Source organism: Phytoactinopolyspora halophila (assembly GCF_003287285.1).
GTDB lineage: Bacteria > Actinomycetota > Actinomycetes > Jiangellales > Jiangellaceae > Phytoactinopolyspora_A > Phytoactinopolyspora_A halophila.
The window spans coordinates 36796-58383 of record NZ_QMIG01000024.1; the positions used below are offsets into that span (position 1 = coordinate 36796).

18 protein-coding genes are annotated in these 21588 nt (G+C 66.2%); 4 read left to right on the forward strand and 14 right to left on the reverse strand.

Annotated elements, in window-relative coordinates:
• Positions 1-9: 9 nt before the first annotated feature.
• From alaS to DPM12_RS18270, 3 genes are read right to left on the reverse strand one after another with little or no spacing between them, the layout of a single operon-like run.
• Positions 10-2691 carry an alanine--tRNA ligase gene (alaS, locus tag DPM12_RS18260; protein ID WP_112259790.1) on the reverse strand — a complete coding sequence of 894 codons (2682 nt, stop codon included), beginning with the start codon at positions 2689-2691 and terminating at the stop codon, positions 10-12.
• Positions 2692-2694: 3 nt separating this feature from the next.
• Positions 2695-3012 (reverse strand): DUF6167 family protein, encoded by a 318-nt coding sequence (locus DPM12_RS18265; RefSeq protein WP_112259791.1) that lies wholly within the window; start codon positions 3010-3012, stop codon positions 2695-2697.
• The gene (locus tag DPM12_RS18270) at positions 3009-3401 is read right to left on the reverse strand and encodes a DUF948 domain-containing protein (RefSeq protein WP_112259792.1); all 393 of its coding nucleotides are present in this window, start codon (positions 3399-3401) and stop codon (positions 3009-3011) included. The genes DPM12_RS18265 and DPM12_RS18270 overlap by 4 nt, the downstream gene beginning before the upstream one ends.
• 254 nt (positions 3402-3655) lie before the next feature.
• Here DPM12_RS18270 and manD point away from each other — a divergent pair, with 254 nt between their 5' ends.
• The gene (manD, locus tag DPM12_RS18275) at positions 3656-4882 is read left to right on the forward strand and encodes a D-mannonate dehydratase ManD (protein WP_112259793.1); all 1227 of its coding nucleotides are present in this window, start codon (positions 3656-3658) and stop codon (positions 4880-4882) included.
• 56 nt (positions 4883-4938) lie between these two features.
• A complete protein-coding gene (locus tag DPM12_RS18280) occupies positions 4939-5952 on the forward strand; it encodes a ketopantoate reductase family protein (RefSeq protein WP_112259794.1) in 1014 nt (337 codons plus the stop codon).
• Positions 5953-6011: 59 nt separating this feature from the next.
• Here DPM12_RS18280 and DPM12_RS18285 read toward each other — a convergent pair whose 3' ends face one another.
• Both DPM12_RS18285 and DPM12_RS18290 read right to left on the reverse strand, forming a co-directional pair.
• Positions 6012-7373: a replication-associated recombination protein A gene (locus DPM12_RS18285; RefSeq protein WP_112259795.1), complete on the reverse strand. Its 1362-nt coding sequence runs from the start codon at positions 7371-7373 to the stop codon at positions 6012-6014.
• Positions 7374-7611: 238 nt separating this feature from the next.
• Positions 7612-8274, reverse strand: coding sequence for a 23S rRNA (adenine(2058)-N(6))-methyltransferase Erm(C) (locus DPM12_RS18290; protein ID WP_112259796.1), 663 nt, complete (start codon positions 8272-8274; stop codon positions 7612-7614).
• Positions 8275-8344: 70 nt separating this feature from the next.
• Between DPM12_RS18290 and DPM12_RS23275 the strand changes: the two genes are divergently transcribed.
• Entirely contained in the window at positions 8345-8500 is a 156-nt protein-coding gene (locus tag DPM12_RS23275; RefSeq protein ID WP_158542944.1) for a hypothetical protein, read from the forward strand.
• Between the two features lie 136 nt (positions 8501-8636).
• On the opposite strand, the gene DPM12_RS18295 is transcribed toward DPM12_RS23275, so the two are convergent.
• From DPM12_RS18295 to aspS, 7 genes are all read right to left on the reverse strand, one after another.
• Positions 8637-9656 (reverse strand): LacI family DNA-binding transcriptional regulator, encoded by a 1020-nt coding sequence (locus tag DPM12_RS18295; protein WP_112259797.1) that lies wholly within the window; start codon positions 9654-9656, stop codon positions 8637-8639.
• 77 nt (positions 9657-9733) lie between these two features.
• Complete coding sequence (locus DPM12_RS18300; protein WP_112259827.1) at positions 9734-10519, reverse strand: ABC transporter ATP-binding protein; 786 nt, start codon at positions 10517-10519, stop codon at positions 9734-9736.
• A 2-nt stretch (positions 10520-10521) separates the two neighbouring features.
• Positions 10522-11472, reverse strand: coding sequence for an ABC transporter ATP-binding protein (locus tag DPM12_RS18305; protein ID WP_112259798.1), 951 nt, complete (start codon positions 11470-11472; stop codon positions 10522-10524).
• A gap of 4 nt (positions 11473-11476) precedes the next feature.
• Entirely contained in the window at positions 11477-12445 is a 969-nt protein-coding gene (locus tag DPM12_RS18310) for an ABC transporter permease (RefSeq protein ID WP_425467612.1), read from the reverse strand.
• A gap of 5 nt (positions 12446-12450) precedes the next feature.
• On the reverse strand, positions 12451-13452 hold the full coding sequence (locus DPM12_RS18315; RefSeq protein WP_112259800.1) for an ABC transporter permease: 1002 nt from the start codon (positions 13450-13452) through the stop codon (positions 12451-12453).
• A gap of 103 nt (positions 13453-13555) precedes the next feature.
• Positions 13556-15349 (reverse strand): ABC transporter substrate-binding protein, encoded by a 1794-nt coding sequence (locus tag DPM12_RS18320; RefSeq protein ID WP_158542945.1) that lies wholly within the window; start codon positions 15347-15349, stop codon positions 13556-13558.
• 439 nt (positions 15350-15788) lie between these two features.
• Positions 15789-17561, reverse strand: a complete 1773-nt coding sequence (aspS, locus tag DPM12_RS18325) for an aspartate--tRNA ligase (protein ID WP_112259802.1) — start codon at positions 17559-17561, stop codon at positions 15789-15791.
• 410 nt (positions 17562-17971) lie between these two features.
• Between aspS and DPM12_RS18330 the strand changes: the two genes are divergently transcribed.
• Positions 17972-19414, forward strand: coding sequence for an alanine/glycine:cation symporter family protein (locus tag DPM12_RS18330; protein ID WP_112259828.1), 1443 nt, complete (start codon positions 17972-17974; stop codon positions 19412-19414).
• Positions 19415-19551: 137 nt separating this feature from the next.
• Here the strand turns inward: DPM12_RS18330 and hisS are convergent, their stop codons facing one another.
• Positions 19552-20823 carry a histidine--tRNA ligase gene (hisS, locus tag DPM12_RS18335; RefSeq protein WP_112259829.1) on the reverse strand — a complete coding sequence of 424 codons (1272 nt, stop codon included), beginning with the start codon at positions 20821-20823 and terminating at the stop codon, positions 19552-19554.
• Positions 20817-21515, reverse strand: a complete 699-nt coding sequence (locus DPM12_RS18340) for an MBL fold metallo-hydrolase (protein WP_112259803.1) — start codon at positions 21513-21515, stop codon at positions 20817-20819. Before DPM12_RS18340 ends, hisS begins: the two co-directional genes overlap by 7 nt.
• Between the last annotated feature and the right edge of the window lie 73 nt (positions 21516-21588).

Genomic DNA, 21588 nt, shown 5'->3' on the forward strand with positions numbered 1-21588 from the left:
ACGCCGCCGTCACGAACCGCGCGTCACCGTCTCGGCGACGACGTGCTCGACCTCACCCAGCGCCTCGGCGATCTTGGAAGCATCGGTGCCTCCTCCCTGCGCGACGTCGTCCTTTCCGCCGCCGCCACCGCCGAGCACCTGGGCGGCAGCCTTGACCAGTCCCCCGGCCGTCACCCCCCGGCGGCGGGCCTCCTCGTTGGCCGCAACGACGATCACCGGGCGGCCGTTGGGACCGGCTGCCGCGCTCGCCGCCACGGCCGGGCGCTCGTTGCCGAACCTGCCCCGCACGTCCAGCACCAGGCTCCGGAGGTCATCGGCGGTGCTGCCCTCGTCCATCTCGTGGGTGACCAGCCAGACGCCGTACACATCCCGCGCCGACGCCGCGAGCTCGGCTGCCTTCGCCCCGAGCGCCGACTTCTGCATCTGGGTCAGCTTCTTCTCCGCGTCACGTACCTGTCCCACGAGCCGCGACACCCGCTCGGGCAGTTGCTCGGGCTGCACGTTCAACATGTCCGCGAGCTGGCTGACCAGGGTGCGTTCCTTCGCCAGGTACCGGAAACCCTCGATGCCGACGAACCCTTCGACACGCCGTGATCCCGCACCGACAGAGCTCTCCCCGGTGAGTGTCACCAGGCCGATCTGCGACGAATGCGCGACGTGGGTACCACCGCACAGCTCCCGCGACCACTCGCCGCCCATCTCGACGACGCGAACCTCTTCGTCGTAGGTCTCGCCGAACAGCGCGAGCGCACCGATCTCCTGCGCCTTCTCTAGCGGCATGTACGTGGCCGACACCGGCAGGTCGCGCCGGATCCCCAGATTGGCCGCCTCCTCGACCTCGCTGCGTGTCTCCGGACCCAGCGCCTGCCCCCAGGAGAAGTCCAGGCGCAGGTAGCCGGGCTTGTTGTACGAGCCGCTCTGCAGCGCCTGCGGCCCCAGTACTTCTCGCAGGGCCGCGTGAACCACGTGCGTGCCCGAGTGCGCCTGGCAGGCACCGACCCGCCACTCCGGGTCGACCACGGCCAGGACCTCCTGACCGGTGGTGATCTCACCTCTCACGACACGCACGCGGTGCACCACCAGGCCCTTGATCGGGCGCTGGACGTCCAGCACTTCGAGCTCCGCACCGTCCGCCGTGATCGTGCCGGCGTCGCTCTCCTGGCCGCCGGACTCCGCGTAGAAGGGCGTGCGGTCCAGAATGACCTCGACGATCTCGCCTTCGCTGGCCGCGGGCACGCCCACGCCGTCACGCACCAGGCCACGAATGCGGGTGTCGGTGCTGAGCTCTTGGTAGCCGGTGAACGGTGTCGCGCCGATGTCGCGTAGCTGCCGGTAGGCGCTCATGTCGCCATGGCCGGTCTTCTTCGCGCGCGCGTCCGCCTTGGCTCGCTCGCGCTGCTCGGCCATCAGCCGGCGGAACCCCTCCTCGTCAACGGCCAGGCCCTGCTCGGCGGCCATCTCCAGGGTGAGGTCGATGGGGAACCCGTAGGTGTCGTGCAGCTTGAACGCGGTGTCGCCGGCCAGCGTGGCCCGCCCGGCCTGCTTCGTCTCGGTGGCGGCGAGATCGAAGATCTGCGTGCCGGTCTGCAGGGTCTTGCGGAAGGTGTCTTCCTCGGCGTACGCGATCGTGGAGATCCGCGCGAAGTCGGACTCCAGCTCCGGGTAGGCAGCCTTCATCGCGTCCCGGCTGACCGGCAACAGTTCGGGCAGGGCGGGATCGTCGAAGCCGAGTAGCCGCATCGCCCGGACGCTGCGGCGCAGCAGGCGCCGCAGCACGTAACCACGGCCCTCGTTGGACGGCGTTACGCCGTCGCCGATGAGCATCAACGCACTGCGCACGTGATCGCCGACCACCCGCAGCCGCACGTCGTCGTCGTGCTCCGCGCCGTATCGCTTGCCGGAGAGCTCGGAAGCGTGCTCGATGACCGGATACACCTGGTCGATCTCGTACATGTTCTCGACACCCTGCAACAGGTAGGAGACACGCTCCATGCCCATGCCGGTGTCGATGTTCTTGGACGGCAGATCGCCCACCACCCGGAAATCGTCCTTGGCGCGGACGTCGGTGATCTCCTCCTGCATGAAGACCAGATTCCAGATCTCCAGGAAGCGGTCCTCGTCCACGAGCGGGCCACCGTCAGGGCCGTACTCGGGTCCGCGGTCGACGTAGATCTCGCTGCACGGCCCGCCCGGCCCGGCCTGGCCGGTGTGCCAGTAGTTGTCGATCAGCCCGCGGCGCTGGATTCGCTCTTCCGGGAGATCCGCGACCTTCTTCCACAGCGCCGCCGCTTCGTCGTCATCGTGGTAGATGGTGACCCAGATCTTGGCCGGGTCGAAGCCGTACCCTCCGTCGTCCTGGGATCGTGTGATCAGATCCCAGGCGAACTCGATGGCGCCTTCCTTGAAGTAGTCACCGAACGAGAAGTTCCCGTTCATCTGGAAGAAGGTGCCATGCCGGGTGGTCTTGCCGACCTCGTCGATGTCCTGGGTGCGGATGCACTTTTGCACGCTGGTGGCGCGTGGCCACGGAGCTGCCTGCTGGCCGGTCAGATACGGGATGAACGGCACCATCCCCGCAACCGTGAACAGCAGCGACGGATCCGGGGAGATCAGCGAGGCGCTCGGCACGACCGTGTGGCCGTTCCGCTCGAAATGATCGAGAAAGCGGCGCCTGATTTCGGCGGTCTCCATGGCTTAGAACGTGCCTCTCCGTTGATGAGTGGACAACAGGTCGTCGACGGCGGCCATGTCCGGTTCGCGGCCACCACTGCTTCCATTGTCGGCGTCATTGCCGACAATTCCGAGTGCTTCGCGTAGCTCCTGGTCACGCTCGGCCATGCCGGCGCGCACATCCTCGGCGAACTCCCGGATGGCCTCCGACAGCGTTCCCGCCGCCTTCGTCATCTGGTCGGCTGCTCCTTCGGGGGTGAAACTGTCTGCCGCTTTCGTCAGCTTGCGCACGATCATGACACCGGCGGTCGCGCCGAGAGCGATCCAGAAGACTCGTTTCATCGGTTTCCTCCCCACCGGCGGCCGCGGCCCTCACGCCGGCCGACGACGGCCCGGCGGACGCCATAGGTGAACGCGGCGACACGTACCAACGGACCACCGAGTGTCGCCGCGAACAACGACGACATCGCAGCGGCGTTCGTGGTGACCGTTTGCGCGTTGGCGGTGATGGCGTCGATCCGCTGAAGCTGCGTGTTGGTCGATGCCAGCAGCGTGTTCGTCTCGTCGACCGTCACGGCCGACTTCGCGACATGCTCGCGCCGCACGTCACGGACTGTGGCGGTCAGCTCGTCCACCGTCTTGCCGACCTTGATGATCGGCAAAGCGAGGATGGCGACGAGCGCGACGAAAGCCACGGCCGCGATAAGTCCGGCAATCTCGCCTACGGACATGGGTGTGCCGCCCTTCCATGCGGATGGTGGTTCGGTTTCTTTTCCAAGGGCCGACCTTACCGCGCCCGAGGCCCTCACGGCGCCCGGATTCCATCTGGCCGCGCCGCCGGTTCCATCTGGCCGTGCCGCCGGTTGTCACCACGCATCGCCGATCGGTTCCGGTCGCGGAATCGGCGCTCGTGTCACCGCCGCGATGTCCCCGCGTGGGCGCTGATAGCGTATGGTGACGTGCCGTACGAAATGCGCCAAAGAGCATGAAGATCGCTCATGCGGATGTCCTGGTCACCAGCCCTGGACGCAACTTCGTCACCCTCCGGATCACCACCGATGACGGCGTCACTGGTCTCGGCGATGCCACCCTCAACGGCCGGGAACTCGCCGTGGTGTCGTACCTGCGAGACCACGTCGCACCGTTACTCGTCGGCCGCGATGCGCACCAGATCGAGGACACGTGGCAGTACCTGTACCGGGGTGCGTACTGGCGCCGGGGCCCCGTGACCATGACGGCGATCGCAGCCGTCGATGTCGCGTTATGGGACATCAAAGCCAAGGTAGCCGGCCTCCCGCTGTATCAGCTGCTCGGCGGCGCGAGCCGGACCGGCGCCCTCGCGTACGGGCACGCCAGTGGTTTCGATCTCGAGGCGCTGTTCGACTCGATCCGCGAGCATCTGGCACTCGGATACCGGGCCGTGCGCATCCAAACCGGCGTGCCTGGCCTCGACCAGGTCTACGGGGTGGCGACCAGCACGGGGATCGGGCAGCGCTATGACTACGAACCCGCGCAGCCCCGGGCGTATCCCAGCGAGGAGGAATGGGACACCCGCGCGTATCTGCGCCACCTGCCGAGCGTGTTCGAGGCGGTGCGCAACGAGTTCGGCCCCGAGCTTCCGCTGTTGCACGACGGCCATCACCGGATGACGCCCATCCAGGCTGCCCAGCTTGGCAAGGCACTCGAGCCGTACGACCTGTTCTGGCTGGAAGACTGCACCCCGGCCGAGAACCCGGAGGCGCTGCGCCCGGTACGCCAGCACACCACCACGCCCCTGGCCATCGGAGAGATCTTCAACAGCGTCGTCGACTACCGCACGCTCATCGGCGAGCAGCTCATCGATTACGTGCGTTCGGCCATCACGCACGCCGGCGGGATCACGGCCATGCGAAGGCTCCTCGACTTCGCCGCGCAGTACCAGATCAAGTCCGGCATGCATGGCCCCACCGACGTCTCCCCCGTCGGCATGGCGGCGGCGCTGCATCTCGACCTCGCCATCCACAACTTCGGTATCCAGGAGTACATGCGGCACTCCCCGGCGACCTTGGAGGTCTTCCGGACCAGCTACACTTTTTCGGGCGGGCTACTGCACCCGGGCAACAACCCCGGCATCGGCGTCGACTACGACGAGGACGCGGCCGCGCGTTTCCCATACGAGCCCGCCTATCTGCCGGTGAGCCGCTTGACCGACGGCACCGTGCACGACTGGTGAGCGCGGACGTGCCTCCGGGCTGATGCGCGGGCGTAAACGACGAATGGGGCTGGATCATGCGCTATGTCATCATCGGCGCCGGCGCCGTCGGTGGTCTCATCGGAGGGCGGCTCCACCAGTACGGCAGCGATGTCGCCCTGGTGGCGCGGGGTGCCCAGTACGAGGCACTGCGCACACGTGGCCTTCGCCTTGACGACCCCGACGACACCGTGACGCTGGATGTTCCCGTCCATGCTCACGTGAGCGACGTCGACTGGCGGGCCGACGACGTCGCCATCCTCGCCATGAAGAGCCAGGACACGGTGCCCGCCCTCGATGATCTCGTCGTCTCCGCTCCCCCGGACCTTCCGATCGTGTGCGCCCAGAACGGCGTGGAGAACGAACGTCAGGCGCTGCGGCGGTTCCCCTTCGTCTATGCCATGCACGTCATGTGCCCGGCGACGTATCTCGAACCCGGAGTGGTACAGGCCAGGTCGGCACCGATCTCCGGACTGCTCGACATCGGCCGCTACCCACAGGGTGTCGACACGGTCGTCGAGCAGGTCACGGCGGAGCTGTCGGGCGCCAGCTTCGACAGCCGGCCGATGACCGACATCATGCGCTGGAAGTACGCCAAGTTGTTGCTGAACCTCGCCAACGCGGTCCAGATCGTGTTCCCGCACGACGATCTGGACCGTGCTGGCGCCGAGATCGCCACCCGCGCCCGCGACGAAGGCGTGGCCTGCCTTGAAGCAGCCGGCATTCCCTTCGCCTCGCGCGAGGAGGACGAGGCCCGACGCGGCGACCTGCTCAGCGTCCGGCCCGTGGGCGACCAGCCGCGAACGGGCAGTTCAACCTGGCAGAGCGTGGCGCGTGGCGCGGGGTCGGTGGAAACCGACTACCTCAACGGCGAGATCGTGCTGCTCGGACGCCTCCATCGGGTGCCGACGCCGGTCAACGCGCTGCTCCAGCGGCTTGCCGCCGACGTCGCCGCTGGCCGGCTCCCGGCCGGCGGCATCTCGCAGGACGAGTTCTTCGAACGCCTCACGGCGAACACCGACTCGCAACGTCCACCCTCAAACGTGCGCTGATTCGCCAATCTGGCCGTTTCGGTGCACGCCTGGACATCGACGTCGTGGCCTGGCCGATCTCACTCCCCTCGGATGATCTTGCGTAGGCGCGCGTATCGCTCGGCGTAGTCGCGCTCGGCGCCCCGCGTACCCGGCTCGTAGTACTGCTTGTCCATCACCGAATCCGGAGCGTACTGCTGTTCGACCACACCGCGTGGATCATCGTGAGCATACGCGTACGAGCTTCCGTGGCCGAGCTTCTTCGCGCCCTGGTAGTGGGAATCCCGCAGATGCGGCGGTACGGCGCCGGCAAGCCCAGCGCGCACATCCTGCGAGGCCGCTCCGATGGCCTTGACCACACTGTTCGACTTCGGCGCCAAGGCAAGCGCTATCACCGCCTGCGCCAGCGTGATCTGCGCTTCCGGCCAGCCGATCATCTGTACGGCCTGGGCCGCCGCCACGGCCGTCTGCAACGCGGATGGATCGGCCATACCGATGTCCTCGCTGGCCAGAATCATCAACCGCCGTGCCAGGAACTTGGGATCCTCGCCAGCTTCAGCCATGCGGGCCAGGTAGTGCAGCGCGGCGTCCACGTCACTGCCCCGCACCGACTTGATGAGCGCGCTGGCCACGTCGTAGTGCTGGTCGCCGTCGCGGTCATACCGCACGGCGGCGCGGTCCACCGCCTTCTCGGCGACCTCGAGTGTGATGACTCCATTCGTTCCCGCCACGGCGGCCGCCGCCGCTTCCAGGTACGTCAGCGCGCGCCGGGCGTCACCGCCGGCCAACCGGACCAGATGCTCGCGCGCGTCGTCCTCCATTGTCACCGTCCCGCCCAGGCCGCGCTCGTCGTGCAGAGCTTTGGTCAGCACGGCGTCGATACCGTCGGAATCCAGCGGTTCGAGGGTGAGCAGCAACGAGCGCGACAGCAGCGGGCTGATCAGCGCGAAGAACGGGTTCTCGGTGGTAGCCGCCACGAGCGACACCCATCGGTTCTCGACGCCCGGCAGCAGGGCGTCTTGCTGGGTCTTGGAGAAGCGGTGGACCTCGTCGACGAACAGGACGGTGCCGGTCCCCGTGCGCACGAGCTCGCGGCGTGCCCGCTCCATCACCTCGCGCAGGTCCTTGACCCCGGCGGTCACTGCCGACAGCTCCACGAAATGCCGCTGCGTGGCGCGGCTGACCACGTACGCGAGTGTCGTCTTGCCGGTGCCCGGCGGTCCCCACAACACGAGCGCCATGGGTTGGTCCTCTTCGACCAGCTGGCGTAACGGCGTTCCCGGTCCCAGCAAATGATCTTGGGCGATGACTTCGTCGAGGTGGCGCGGGCGCATCCGTACCGCCAACGGCTGGCCTTCATGCGCCTCGTCCGCGCCCGCCAGTGACCCGGCAGGCGTCGCAGGTTGAGCTTGCCCGGCGCCGAAGAGACCCTCTTGATGCATGTCATCGAGCCTATGCTCTGGTCACGACATGCTGGACATCGACGGCGATGGTGACAAAAGAACAGTGGCGTGGCATCCAGATTGGATACCACGCCACTGACTTGGGGGGCCTTGCTTCTGATTTAGAGAATCTCAGAAGTATCTCTCCTTGTCAAGCCGAGTCGCGTGAATGTCATGATGGCAACACCTCCAGCAAGATCAGAAGCAATGATCGTGCGATAATCGCGCACTTCCCGGTTTACCGTCGCCGCCTTTTATTAGGACTCTTTCCATATGCGGCGCGCACGTCGCGACGGATGCGCCGCGCCTGCCCACCACGAGTGCCCGGGCGACGCCGTACCACCAGGTGAGCCGAATCGACCTGGGGCGAGGGCTGGAAGCTGCGTGCCGGAACTCGTGCCGCGATCCACATGTCGAACCGGGCCTGCCACCATGCCACGTCGAAATTCCGGGGTTGGCTCGACGTCACACGCTTCGCAAAACCCCACTCCACGACGAGGTCTGCCGCGACGAGCGCGGTGTCGTCCGGACCGAGAAGGCGGCGCAGAAGCTGGGTGGAGATCGCGTACGGGATACTGGCGACCACGCTGTACGGCCGGTTCGGCAGCGGGACCGCACGGGCGTCCTCGGCGACGACGCGAACGGTGCCGCCCGCGGCGAAGCGCCGTTCGAGACGCCTGACGAACCGGGGGTGATCTTCTACGGCGATCACCCGCGCCCCGGTACGCTCCAGATATGCCGTCAATGCGCCGGTTCCGGCGCCGAACTCGACGACGAGATCTCCGGTCGTCACCGCCGCGGACGTCACGAGCCGCCGCGCGACCGACGCGTCACGAAGGAGGTGAATTCCAGGAGAGTTATTCGGTGAATTGCGATTGTGCCTGTTCCATGCAGTTGTCATCACACGGCCGTCTCGGGTCAGAAACGGTTCGGCGGATATAGCCAGAACCGCTTACGCCGGTCATCGAGAAATGCGCGACCGCGCGGTCGACCGGGAACGAGAGTTCGCCGGGACCTGCGCGGTATGCGGCGTACCCGCGCTTGCCGAGTGTGTGATCAGCCAGCTGTTCGGCTACGCCGCGCTGGTGCGACGCAGCCGGCAGGAGGCCGTGCCTGCAATACCGTAAATCACGTCATTCATGATAACCGATCGCCGTCGTCCGTCGCCCCCGGGGTGCGGGGTCGGCCGACACGTGGACGGTTGGACGGTGCGAGCCGATCGCGGGAGGTGACCGTGCGGGTCGCTGGTGGTCGGGACACCGCTCAGCGTGGTGCCCGGCCGGTACTTCCCCTCGTGACCAGGGCGGGAGTGTCCACCTGATAGTCGTCGACATCCTCGCCCCCGATCTTGGCGAGCAGGTGTTCGGCCGCGCGGGCACCGTGGGCCACGACATCCCGGCTCAGCGCCGACAGCGGCGGGTGCACGATATGGCACAACACGGAGTCCTCCCACGCCACGATCGAGACCTGTCCCGGAACGTCGACGCCCATCTCGTGGGCAACCGACGTGCCGGCCACTGCCATCACGTCGTTGTCGTAGATGATGGCCGTGGGCCGTGGCGTGAGGCTGAGCAGCCGCCGCGTCACCTGAGAGCTCTGCTCCGCGCTGTAGTCCGTGCTCATTCCGGCCGGCTCGTCCAGACCCAGCCGCGCCACCGCGGCGTCGAAGGCGGCCTGGCGCTGCTGGGTATGCAACATGCTCGGCAATCCGCTGACATGTGCGAGCCGGCGATGTCCCAGGGCAGCGAGATACTCGACGATCATCGCCATGCCGGCCGAATCGTCGACCCAGACGCCGGGCAACGTGCTGCGCTCGGCCGGACCACCGATGATCACTGCCGGTAGGTCCAGCTGTTCAAGGACGGGAAGTCGCGAGTCGCCCACCCAAAGATCGGCGATGAACGCGCCGTCGATACGCTGCTCGGCCCACCACCTGCGATAGATCGCGATCTCCGCCTCGTGATCACTCACGATCTGCAGGTGCAACGCCACCGATGCGGCAGACAGCGCCGTCTCGATCCCCGAAATCAATCTCATGAAGAACGGCTCGATGCCGAGGACGCTCGCCGGCCGCGCCAGGGCAAGCCCGACCGCGCCGGCACGAGCCCCTGACAGTGCCCGCGCTGCGCTGTTGGGATGCCAGTTCATCTCGGCCGCGAGCTTGAGGACTCGCTGCCGGGTTGCCTCCGACACCCCTGGCCGGCCGTTGAGCGCATACGACACGGCACCCTTGGAGAGGCCAGCACGCTTGGCGATGTCGGCGATCGTCGGCGGCTTGGTCACTCATCCTCCCCAGAATTCTGCGCATTCCGACGCGCTTCGCACCGTCATCATTCCACCGGCGTCGGCACCACCAACACTCATTTCTGCCAGCGTCGATCCAGGCGCGGCACCGACGCCAGGAGCTGCTGCGTGTACGGGTGCTGGGGATCGGTGAACACGGCCGTCGTCTCGCCCGTCTCGACCATGACCCCTTTTTGCAGGATGACGGTCTTGTCGCTGATGTAGTTGCCCAGCGCGAGATCGTGCGTGACGAAGAGGATACCCAGTCCGTCGGCCTTGAGTTCGGCAAGCAGGTTCAACACGTCGATCCGGGTGGAGGCATCGAGCATGCTGATGATCTCGTCGGCGACGAGGACCTTGATGTCGAGCAACAACGCGCGGGCAATCAGCAGGCGCTGCAACTGGCCACCACTGAGCTGGTGCGGGTACTTGTTCACCACGGCCGCCGGGTCGAGCCGCACCGCGTCGAGAGCGGCCTCCACCTTGTGCTGCCACGCGTCGCGGCCCATCGACGAGAAGTACTGGCCCTTGAGCATCGCGAATACGCGATCCGCCTTGAAGATCGGGTTGAACGAGCTGAACGGATCCTGGAACACACCTTGAACGTGGCGATAGTAGTTCTTCAGACCGCGGCCCCGGTACGTGGAGATGTCGACGCCGTCGAGCGTGATCGTGCCCGAGGTGATCGATGCCAGGCGCAGCACCATCTTCCCGATCGTCGTCTTGCCGCTGCCGCTCTCCCCGATCAGGGACACCACCTCGCCCGGATTGATGTCGAAGCTGACATCCTGCACCGCCGTCAGCTGGTTCGTGCCGAACGCACCCGTCCGATACACCTTCGATACTCGATCAACCGTCAACATCGTCACATCGCCTTCCAGCACGCCACCGAGTGGCCGGGCTCGATCTCCACGAACGGGGGCTCTTCCACACACTTGTCGAACGCCAGCGGACACCGGGCGCGGAACCGGCATCCGCCGGGAGGATCGAGCAATCCCGGTGGCGTTCCCGGAATCCCGGCAAGTTGCTGCTCCTCGTAGCGCACGCCGACCTCGGGAAGTGACGAGATGAGCTGCTGCGTGTACGGGTGCCGCGGCTGTTTCACCAGCGTGTCGGCGGGGGCTTTCTCCGCCAGCTTTCCCGCGTACATGACCATGATCGTGTCGGCGATCTGGTAGACCAGCGAGACGTCGTGGGTGACGAAGATCAGGCTGGTCACGAATTCCCGATCGCGGAACTCCGCCATCGTCTCGGCAACTGCCCGCTGCGTGGACACGTCCAGCGCGGACGTCACCTCGTCGGCGATGAGCAGGGACGGGTTCAACAGCGTCGAGAGCACCATCACGGTGCGCTGCTTCATCCCGCCGGACAGCTCGATCGGAAACATGGTCAAGACATCCCGGGACAGGCCCACTAGCTCCAGGCGACGCTCCAGCTCGGGACGGAGCTGTTTGAAGTCGACGCCACGCGACTCCAACAACTCGCGCATCATCGTGCCGATCTTGCGGATCGGGTTCATCGCGCTCATGGCATACTGCGGAATGATCGACACGTCGGTGAACCGGAACCGGTTCATCGCGCGGTCGTCTTCCAGGGGCAACACGGAGCCGTCAAGTTCGACCGTTCCCCCGATGTGACGCATGCGGCCGTCGAGGCGGATCAGGCTCTTGCTGAGCGTCGTCTTGCCGCAGCCGGATTCCCCGGCCACCCCCATGATCTCGCCGTCCTCCACGGTGAACGTGACGCCGTCGAGGGCCTGTACGTCCCCGTGCACGGTGCGGTAATAGACCCGCAGGTCGTCCACGTGCAGGCTCATACGCTCACATCTCCCTCAACTTGGGGTTGAACACCTCGTCCAGGCCGACGTTGGTGAGATATGCCGATCCGGTGATCGCCGTGATTGCCGCGCCCGGAAAGACGAACCACCACCACAGGCCCAACGACATCGCGGCCTGCTGGTTTGCCTGTTGCAACATCAGCCCCAGCGACATGCCGCCGCGCGGGCCCAGATTCAGGAAGTCGAGCGTGGCGGCGAACACGATGGCACCCGCGAACAGCAAGATGAAGGTCATGACGAGGTACGACGCCATGTTGGGCGCGATCTCGCGGCGGATGATGCTCAACGTGCGCACTCCGCTCAGCCGCGCGAGGTCGACGAAGTCCCGCGCTCGCAGGGACAGCGTCTGGGCCCGTACCGCCCGGGCGACCCAGGTCCAGTTGAACAAACCGATCACGAGCGCCTGCGTGGCGGTGTTGGAGATGCCGAGGTACGCGGTCACGACGATCACGACGACGAACACGGGCAGGACGAGGACGATGTTCGTGATCATCATCAGGATCTCGTCAAGCCGGCCACCCCGGTATCCAGCGACGAACCCCATCGTCATGCCGATGAACGCGGAGATGGCAGCGGCCATGAGCGCGACCTGGAACGTCGCCCGGGTGCCGTGTGCGAGCTGGGTGAACACGTCCTGGCCGGTCCAGGTTGTGCCGAGCCAGAAATCGCTGGACGGCGCCGCTCCCAGCGGTCCGGCGTTGCGCTCGCGCGGCCCGAACTCGCTGAACAACGGGCCCAGCAACCCGAAGAGGAGGAACGCGACGATCACGGACAGGCCGAGGATCACCTTCGGGTTACGTAACGCGAAGTAGAGCATCTCCGAGCGCCGGCGCCCGGCCAGTGCGGGAGCCGCGCCGAGCGGATCGGTCGTCGCCGTCTGGCCTGGTGCGGCACTCGCAGGATCGGGAGCCGGCGCGGCCGCGCCGGAGCGACCGGCAGGGCTGGACTTCATGTCGGTCATGCGCTCGCCCCCTGTAGCCCGGTCCGGGTACGCGGATCGACCCAGACGTAAACGATGTCTATGACGAAGTTGCAGATCAACACGCCAATCACCACGAAGAGCACGATGCCCTGGAGCAGGAAGAAGTCCGTGCTGGTGATGGCGTTGAGCAGCAGCAAACCCAGCCCTGGGTAGTTGAAGACCACCTCGGTAACGATGTTCCCGGTCAGCACCACGCCGAGCTGCAGAGCCAGGCCGGTGATCTGGGGAAGCATCGCGTTGCGGAAGGCGTACTTGCGAATCAGCCGTGGCGGCGCGCCGAGGGCGCCCAGGTAGTTGGAATAGTCCGACTCCAGCTCGTAGATCACCAGGTTGCGCATCCCGATCGCCCAACCCCCGAGCGCGACGAGGAACAGCGACAAGAACGGCAACACCCAGTGCAGTGCCAGACTGCCGATGAAGGACATGGAGAACTCCGGCACCAGGTTTCCGGAGTAGGCTCGCGAGCTCGGGAACCATCCGAGTTGCATCCCGCCGAACCACACCAGCAAGATCGCCAGCCACATGTACGGTGTCGCGGTCAGCAAGTACGAGACGGGCAGCACCGTGTTGTCGAGTGCCTTCCGCCGGGCCGCCAGCGCACCAAGCTTGTTGCCCACGTACCAGCTCAGCAGGATCGCCGGAATCAGCAGCGCGAGTGTGTACGGCAATGCCCCCATCACCAGATCGCCCACGGGCCTGGGAAACGACCACATGCTGATTCCCAGATCTGGCGGCCACGAGAACAAAGAGCCCCAGTAGTTGAGATACTGCTGCCAGATCGGCACGTCGAGGCCGAACAGGTTCTCGTAATATGCCTGCATGCGGGCTGCCGCCTCCGGATCGCGCAGCCCCGCCCGGGACACCATGTCCGAGATCGGGTCACCCGGCATGAACCGCGGAAGCATCCAGTTGATGGTCACGGCAACGAACAGGGTCAGGGCGTAGATCAGCCCTTTTCGTCCGAGATATCGCCCCACAGGACCTCCTCGACCAGAGCCGGCGTCCGGCCCCCTTCGTGATCGGGTGACATCGGTCCCGGCCGGACCGTCACCGGGCCGGCCGGGACCGACGGATCGGTGGTCAGCCAGCCGGCTCGATCTCGGTGAACGTCATCAGCCCACCGAGCATGAACTCGTTGGCCCACGTCGTCGGGTAGTAGTTGGGCGTATCCGGATCATCGGACGGCCAGTTCGTCCAGGTGGAGTCGTTCACCTGCGACCACAGGCCGTTGTACCAAAGCGGAATGATCACCATGTCTTCCAGCGTGATCTCCTGCAACTCGGAGACGATCTCCATGAAGCGCTCGTCGTCATCCGGATCATCGGTGGGCGGCGTGCCCAGCCGGGCGAGCTCCTGCGTGAGCTCCCACGCGTGCTCGTTCTCCACCCGGTGAGGGTTGTCCCGGTTCGCCTGCTCGTCCAGGACGGGTAGCTCATACAGGTAGAAGTACTGGGCAAACAGGTGGTTCTGCAGGAGCATCTGGTTGTCGAACACCAGATCGTAGTCGCCGGAGTCGCGCCGGGGATCCAGCTCCTGTCCGGGGTCGACGAAGTCGAGCACGACATTCACACCGACGTCGTGCAAGTTCTCCTCGATGACCTCGGCCGCCAGCTCCCAGTCGGTCCACCCGCTCGGCACGATGAAGTCCAGCTCCATGTCCTCACCGTCCGGCGTCTCACGCCAGCCGTCACCGTCCTCGTCGACGTAACCAGCCTCATCCAGGATGCGTTCGGCTTCCTCCGGGTCGTAGCTGAAGCCGTGTTCCTCCACCACCTCGTCGTCACGGAATCCCTGGTCGAGCCACAGCGGCAGCATCCCCGTGGGGTCGGCCTTCTCGACGATGCCCTGGTAACCCGTGTCGACGATGTCGTCCACGTCGATGCTGAAGGCCAGCGCACGGCGCAAGTCTGCGTCGTCGGTCGGCGACCGGTCGTGATTCGGGATCAGGGAGGCCGTATTCGCCGAGAGCATGTACGGCTCCTCGGAATAGAACGTGTGCACGCTCTCACCGAACTCAGGCACCTGGTTGATTCCCGGCAAGAAGAAGTTGCTCAGGTCCAGCTCGTTCTGCAGGATCTGGCTCATCGCAACTTCGTTGCTCTCGTTGCGGAAATCCACGACGTAACGCGCGGCCATCTCCAGACCCAGATGCTCCGTGGCCCACCAGTCGTCGTAGCGCTCGTACCGGGCCCGGTTCTCGTCGTGGCTGTGGTATTCGTAGGCACCACTTCCGATCGTGATGTCCTCGCCCGAGGCCTCCGGGATCTCCTCGCGATCCATCTCGCCCCACGTGTGCTCCGGAACGATCTCGCGGTCGTAGAGCACGTTGTCCCACTGCCCGGCACGGGGGTCGGAGAAGTGGAAGCGCACCGTCAGATCGTCGACGACCTCCACCTCGTCGAGCCACTCGTCCAGCTCGGGAAACTCGACGCCGGGAACGTCGCGCAGGTCAAAGGTGAATTTCACGTCATCGGCGGTGAGCTGCTCGCCGTCGTGCCACGTGATCCCATCACGGAGCGCGACCTCGTAGACGTCCTCCTCGATCCATTCGCCGCTCTCGGCCAGCCACGGCTTCAGCTCGGCTTCCCAGGGATCGAACCAGAACAGCGTCTCGTACAGGAATCCGCGCACGAACGTTGCCTCACCGTCGGTGTTGGGGTTCCAGTCCTCGTACGTGCCCCACTCCGCACCGCCGGTATACACCGTCTCGTTGCGTGGAAACTCGCCGGCGTTTGCACTATCAGCGTCGTCAGTGTCCTCGGCCTCGTCGACGTTCTCGCCGTCGGCTACATCATCGGTCACGTCCTCGGTACAGGCAGCCAGCACCAGGCCAGCGCCGGCAAGCGGAACCAGAAATCTCCTCCACTGACGCATCGTGTCGCTCCTCTCTCGGGTACGTCGTCGCGGGTGGCGTTCGCGGGACATTTCGGGAGCGCTCCCGAGGGAGCTTCGGATACCCCTCGATGTCTTGGCTGTGTTGGGGGATGTCGCGTTGGCAGACACTCTGCTAGGCCGCCCGAGGCGCCGAGAGCGACCTACTGAACCGGATCACTAACGCAAAGAGAAACACAGCGGACATTTGACGTCAATACGCACGTACGTTGGTCGTTACGAAGATGAAATAGGAACTGAAACGAATAAGGTCGTCACGCCCCCTCCCATGATCATGAACACCTATCGACCTATGTGGCCGGTTTGTGTTCATGATCATGGGAGGGGGCGACCAACGAACCGACATTATCGAGGTCATGGCCTCGATAATGTCGGTTCGTTGACGACCTCTACGTTCGGTGCCGGCGGCTGCGGAACGCGGTCAGGAGCTCTCGTCCTCGCCGGGAATGACGTCTACCCCGGCCTCCTTGCGCTGCTGCGCGGTGATCGGTGCCGGAGCGCCGGTCAGCGGGTCGAAGCCGCCCCCGGTCTTCGGGAAGGCGATCACGTCCCGGATCGACTCCGTGCCAGCCAACAGGGCAACGATACGGTCCCAGCCGAAGGCAATACCGCCGTGCGGCGGCGCGCCGTACTTGAACGCGTCCAGCAGGAAACCGAACTTCTCCTGCGCCTGCTCGGGCGAGAGGCCCATCACATCGAACACCCGCTGTTGCACATCGCGGCGGTGGATACGGATGGACCCGCCACCGATCTCGTTGCCGTTGCACACCAGATCGTAGGCATACGCCAGCGCATTCGCCGGATCGGCGTCGAAACTGTCCAGCCACTCGGGCTTGGGAGCGGTGAAGGCGTGATGCACGGCGGTCCAGGCACCCGTACCGACGGCGACGTCGTCGGTGTCGGCAACCGCCTCGAACATCGGTGCGTCGACGATCCACACGAACGACCACGCGTCCTCGTCGATCAGTCCGGTTCGCTGGCCGATCTCCAGGCGTGCCGCCCCCAGCAGGGACTGCGACGGTTTCCGGGAGCCGGCCGCGAAGAAGATCGCATCACCGGGATCGGCGCCCACCAGATCGGGAAGTGCCGCCCTTTCGGATTCCGAGAGGTTCTTGGCCACCGGACCGGACAGCTCGCCGTCCTCGCCGACCAGAACGTAGGCGAGACCTTTCGCGCCCCGCGCCTTCGCCCAGTCCTGCCAGCCGTCGAGCTCCTTGCGGGTCTGCGACGCGCCCCGCGGATACACGACGCCGCCGACGTAAGGAGCTTGGAACACGCGAAACGACGTGTCGGCGAAGTGGTCGGTCAGCTCCGTGATCGGCAGGCCGAACCGCAGGTCAGGCTTGTCTGTACCGTAGCGGTCGAACGCTTCCCGGTACGTCAGCCGCGGCATCGGCGTACGCACGTCGACGTCGATCAGCTTCCACAACGCCGCGACCACGCGCTCGCTCAGTTCGATGACATCGTCTTGCTCCACGAAACTCATCTCGATGTCGAGCTGGGTGAACTCTGGCTGCCGATCGGCGCGGAAGTCCTCGTCGCGGTAGCAGCGCGCGATCTGGAAGTACCGTTCGATGCCCGCCACCATGAGCAGCTGCTTGAACAGCTGCGGCGATTGGGGAAGCGCGTACCACGAGCCGGGCCGCAGGCGCGCCGGAACGACGAAGTCACGCGCGCCCTCGGGCGTCGAGCGGGTCATCGTGGGCGTCTCGACCTCGACGAAGCCATCGGCGAGTAACTCTTCCCGGGCCACCCGGTTCGCCTCGCTGCGCAGCCGGATGGCGGCCGCGGGACCGTCGCGGCGCAGGTCGAGGTAGCGATGACGCAGCCGCACCTCCTCGCCCACGGGCGCTGCGGTGGAGGCGTCGTCAATCTGGAACGGCAGCGGATCGGCCGTGCTCAGTATCTCGACGGAACCGGCGATGACCTCGATATCTCCGGTGGGCAACGCCGGGTTCTCGTTGCCCTCGGGGCGCTTCTCCACCTGGCCGGTGATCTTCAAGCAGTATTCGCTGCGCAGCTCGTGGGCCACAGACTCGTCCCGGACGACGACCTGGCTCACGCCCGACGCATCCCGCAGATCCAGAAACGCGACTCCCCCGTGATCTCGCCGGCGAGCGACCCATCCGGCGAGCGTGACGGTCTGGCCGGCGTGGCCGGCACGCAGCGTTCCGGCGTGGTGGGTGCGGAGCACGTCGATGAACCTCTTCTCGGTCGTGAACGGGCTGGACTGGCTGGCGGCGGGCCGCGCGGGCGGCCCGCCGCCTGTGATCCTACGTTGCTCATAGGTTCACACGCGACGTGCCCATAAGTTCACACGCACCTGGCCACAGGTTTATACCCACCTGCCTACAGGTTCACACGCGACCTGGTTGTTCCCGATTCCACGGCCTGGCCCTCCGTAACGATCTCGAACGGATTCTTGCCGGTCCAGTACCTGGACCGTTAAGGTCCCGGTCATTCCGATCCGGAACGCATGCGCCGGAGTTTCACGGGGCGGCCGGCACTGGAAGGGCGGATCACGTACCAGGTGCGCCGCCCTAGCGTTCCTACTGGTCCGTACCCGCTCACCATGCGGGAACGAGGAGGCGACGCGTGGAAACGTTGGAAGACATCATCGGATACATCGGGGAGTTCGTCTGGGGTGGCCTGGACATTCCCGTTGTCGAGTTCGGGTTGCTGGTACCGCTGTTGCTCGGTACCGGCCTGTTCCTGACAATCATGCTGCGAGGCGTGCAGTTCACCAAGCTCTTCTATTCCCTGTGGCTCGCGCTCATCAAACGCAAAGAGGAAGGCGCCCTGGGAGACGTCAGCCACTACCAGGCGCTCACCGTTGCCCTTGCGGCCACCGTCGGCGTCGGCAACATCGCCGGTGTCGGAAGCGCCATCGCCGTCGGCGGCGCGGGTGCGCTGTTCTGGATGTGGGTCACCGGTCTGGTCGGCATGGCCACGAAGTACTCCGAAGCGTTCCTCGGGGTGAAGTACCGCCGGCAGGACGCCGCCGGCGAGCAAAGCGGTGGCCCGATGTTCTACATCAGCGAGGGGCTGCGCGAGAAGTACGGCGACGGCAAGATGGCCGCCCTGGGCAAGGTGCTGGCCATCCTCTTCGCCATCTTCGGAGCGCTTGCGGCGTTCGGCATCGGCAACGGCGTGCAATCCGGCCAGGTCGCGTCCACCCTCGACAACGAGTGGGGATTCCCGACGTGGGCCACCGGCCTGGTGCTCATGCTCGTAGCCGCCCTGGTCATCCTCGGCGGCATCAAATCCATCGGCCGGTTCACGGCCGCGTTCGTGCCGTTCATGGCGATCTTCTACCTCCTGGGCGCCACCGTCATCCTGCTCCTCAACATCGCCGACCTGCCGCAGGCCATCGCGACCATCTTCGAGGGCGCATTCACCGGTGAGGCGGCAGCCGGCGGGTTCCTCGGCGCCGGCATCCTGCTGGTGCTGCGCCAAGGTGTCGCGCGCGGGATCTTCTCCAACGAGTCGGGCCTGGGCACCGGAGGTATCGCCGCTGCTGCGGCCAAGACCACGCACGAGGTCCGCCAGGCTATGGTGTCGATGACCCAGACCTTCCTCGACACGCTCGTGGTGGTCACGTTCACCGGGCTGGTCATCGTCACCACGGGCATGTACACCGAGGTCGACGACGAGGGCGAGCAGCTGCAGGACGCCGTGCTCACGGCCGAGTCGTTCCGCGAAGGTCTGCCCGGAGACTGGGGAGGCACGCTGGTGTCGCTCGCCGTCGTGTTCTTCGCCTTCTCGACCCTGCTCGGCTGGGCCTACTACGGCGAACGCTGCATGGACCGGCTGTTCGGCCGGGTGGCCGTCACGCCCTACCGGGTCGTGTTCTGCCTGTTCATCCTGGTGGGTTCGGTCGCCAGCCTCGATCTGGTCTGGGACATCGCGGACATCCTCAACGGCCTGATGGCACTGCCAAACCTGGTCGGGCTGATCTTGCTAGCCGTCACGGTCCGCCGGACCAACATCGAGTTCTTCAGCCGCCCCGAGTGGAAGCTGATCACGGTCAAGCCAGAAGCGGAGTAGGAACCCCAATCCGCAGAGCCGAATGAGAGCTCGCCCCTCCCCGGCTACCAGCGCAGCCGGCCGGGAGGGGGCGAGCTCTCCATCGTTCAAGCGTTCCAAAGGGCGAGCTCTCGTCGTTCAGTGTCCGGGTCCGTCGTTCAGTGCCCGAGTCGCCGGGTGACGTGAGGCACCACGTCGGAGAACGACACCGCCTCCTGCTCGCCCGAGCGCAGATCTTTCACCTGGACCTCGTCCTCGGCGATGTCGCGCTCGCCGACGACGAGTGCGAACCGCGCCCCGCTGCGATCCGCCGCCTTCATGGCGCCTTTCAGCCCGCGCCCGCCGACGGCCATGTCGGTGCGCACACCTGCGCGGCGGAGCTCGGTCGCGACCCCGAACAGGTGCCGGGAGGCCTCGCCACCGAGCGGCACCGCATAAACGTCAAGCCCGTTCTGGCCAGGAAGCGGCACGCCTTCGGCTTCCAGGGCCAAGGCGGTGCGCTCGACACCGAGCGCCCAGCCCACACCCGGCAAGCGCGGACCGCCGAGCAGCTCGGACAGCCCGTCGTAGCGCCCTCCCCCGCCAACGGCCGACTGCGAACCCAGGCCGTCGTGGACGAACTCGAACAGCGTGCGCGTGTAGTAGTCGAGACCGCGGACGAGCCGGGGGTCCTGCTCGAAGGGCACGCCCGCCTCGGCCAGCAGCTCGCACACCGTGTCGTGGTGAGTGCGGTCGGCCGGGGACAAGAAGTCGGCCACGACTGGCGCGTCGGCCAGCGCGGCCTGGATCTCCGGACGCTTGTCGTCGAGCACCCGCAGCGGATTCGCCTCCACCCGCGCGGCGGTTTGCTCGTCCAGATCGAGGCCACGCAGGTATTCCCGCAACGCCTCCCGGTACGCCGGACGCGATTCCTCCGAGCCCAGCGAGTTCAGGACCACGCGCACGCCCGTCATCCCCAGCGCCCGGTAGGCGTCGACGGCCAGCACGATCAGCTCGGCGTCGCTGGCGGGGTCCTCGGTTCCGAGCACCTCGGCGCCGACCTGCGAGAAGTGGCGATACCGGCCCTTCTGGGGGCGTTCGTACCGGTAGTACGAGCCCGAATACCAGAGCTTGACCGGCAGCGCGCCGCGGTGCAGGTTGTTCTCCAGCGCGGCACGCAGCACCGGAGCCGTACCCTCGGGGCGCAGCGTGACATCGTCGCCGCCCTTGGTGGTGAAGGAGTACATCTCCTTGGTCACGACGTCGGTCGACTCGCCGACGCCACGGACGAACAAGGCGGTCTCCTCGAACGAGGGCGTCTCGATGTATCCGAAGCCGGCGCGCCGTACCTGTTCAGCCATGGCATCGCGCACGGCCAGAATCGTCTCCGCACGCGGCGGTACGTGGTCGAACGTGCCCTTCGGGGCCGCGAACAGGGGTTGATTCACGATAGTCCTCGTACATTCCGCAGGAACGGGTTGGTCAGGCGCTGGTTGCCCAGCGTGTCTCCGTCGCCGTGGCCAGGCAGCACCGAGGTCGCGTCCGGCAGCCCACCGCCGGATTCCGGTTTCGCGATCTCGGCGAGCGTGCGCTCCATGGTCGCCGGATCTCCGCCCGGGAGATCGGTCCGGCCAATGGTGCCCGCGAACAGCACGTCCCCGGTGAAGCACAGGTGTGCCGTGTCCGCGTCCGGCTGGGGCAGGTGGTAGAGCACGGAGCCCTCCGTGTGCCCCGGTGCATGCCACGGACGCACGGTGATGCCGGCCACCTCGAAACTCGCACCGTCACGGACGAAGCGCACGTCTGGCGGGCGCGACCACTCGCCGGCCAGCCCGGCCAGCATCGGAGCGAGCTCGGGGCCCAGCGTACCGATCGGATCATCCAGCCGGTAGGCATCCGCCTCGTGGATGTACACGGGCAGCTCACGACGCTGGCACAACGTCCCGAGAGCGAACGTGTGATCCACATGGCCGTGCGTGACCAGTGCGGCCACGGGCCGTAACGCGTGCTCGGCGAGGATCTTCTCCAGATCGTCGTCGATGCCGATCCCGGGGTCGACGAGCAGGCACTCCTCGCCGCCGTCGCGTGCCACGATATAACAGTTCGTGCCCAGTACGGGGCTAGCGAAGGAAAGTAGGAGCACCCGGGAAGATTACCGGTCGCAGCGCGATCGCCGCGAACTCGTTATCTTCACAGCGGCTCATCCTGCTTAGACT

What these genes read in the sequence shown, in the direction of transcription:
- alaS (WP_112259790.1), bottom strand. Translation starts at nt 2,691, where the DNA reads ATGGAGACCGCCGAAATCAGGCGCCGCTTTCTCGATCATTTCGAGCGG.
- DPM12_RS18265 (WP_112259791.1), bottom strand. Translation starts at nt 3,012, where the DNA reads ATGAAACGAGTCTTCTGGATCGCTCTCGGCGCGACCGCCGGTGTCATG.
- DPM12_RS18270 (WP_112259792.1), bottom strand. Translation starts at nt 3,401, where the DNA reads ATGTCCGTAGGCGAGATTGCCGGACTTATCGCGGCCGTGGCTTTCGTC.
- manD (WP_112259793.1), top strand. Translation starts at nt 3,656, where the DNA reads ATGAAGATCGCTCATGCGGATGTCCTGGTCACCAGCCCTGGACGCAAC.
- DPM12_RS18280 (WP_112259794.1), top strand. Translation starts at nt 4,939, where the DNA reads ATGCGCTATGTCATCATCGGCGCCGGCGCCGTCGGTGGTCTCATCGGA.
- DPM12_RS18285 (WP_112259795.1), bottom strand. Translation starts at nt 7,373, where the DNA reads ATGCATCAAGAGGGTCTCTTCGGCGCCGGGCAAGCTCAACCTGCGACG.
- DPM12_RS18290 (WP_112259796.1), bottom strand. Translation starts at nt 8,274, where the DNA reads ATGACAACTGCATGGAACAGGCACAATCGCAATTCACCGAATAACTCT.
- DPM12_RS23275 (WP_158542944.1), top strand. Translation starts at nt 8,345, where the DNA reads ATGCGCGACCGCGCGGTCGACCGGGAACGAGAGTTCGCCGGGACCTGC.
- DPM12_RS18300 (WP_112259827.1), bottom strand. Translation starts at nt 10,519, where the DNA reads ATGTTGACGGTTGATCGAGTATCGAAGGTGTATCGGACGGGTGCGTTC.
- DPM12_RS18305 (WP_112259798.1), bottom strand. Translation starts at nt 11,472, where the DNA reads ATGAGCCTGCACGTGGACGACCTGCGGGTCTATTACCGCACCGTGCAC.
- DPM12_RS18310 (WP_425467612.1), bottom strand. Translation starts at nt 12,445, where the DNA reads ATGAAGTCCAGCCCTGCCGGTCGCTCCGGCGCGGCCGCGCCGGCTCCC.
- DPM12_RS18320 (WP_158542945.1), bottom strand. Translation starts at nt 15,349, where the DNA reads ATGCGTCAGTGGAGGAGATTTCTGGTTCCGCTTGCCGGCGCTGGCCTG.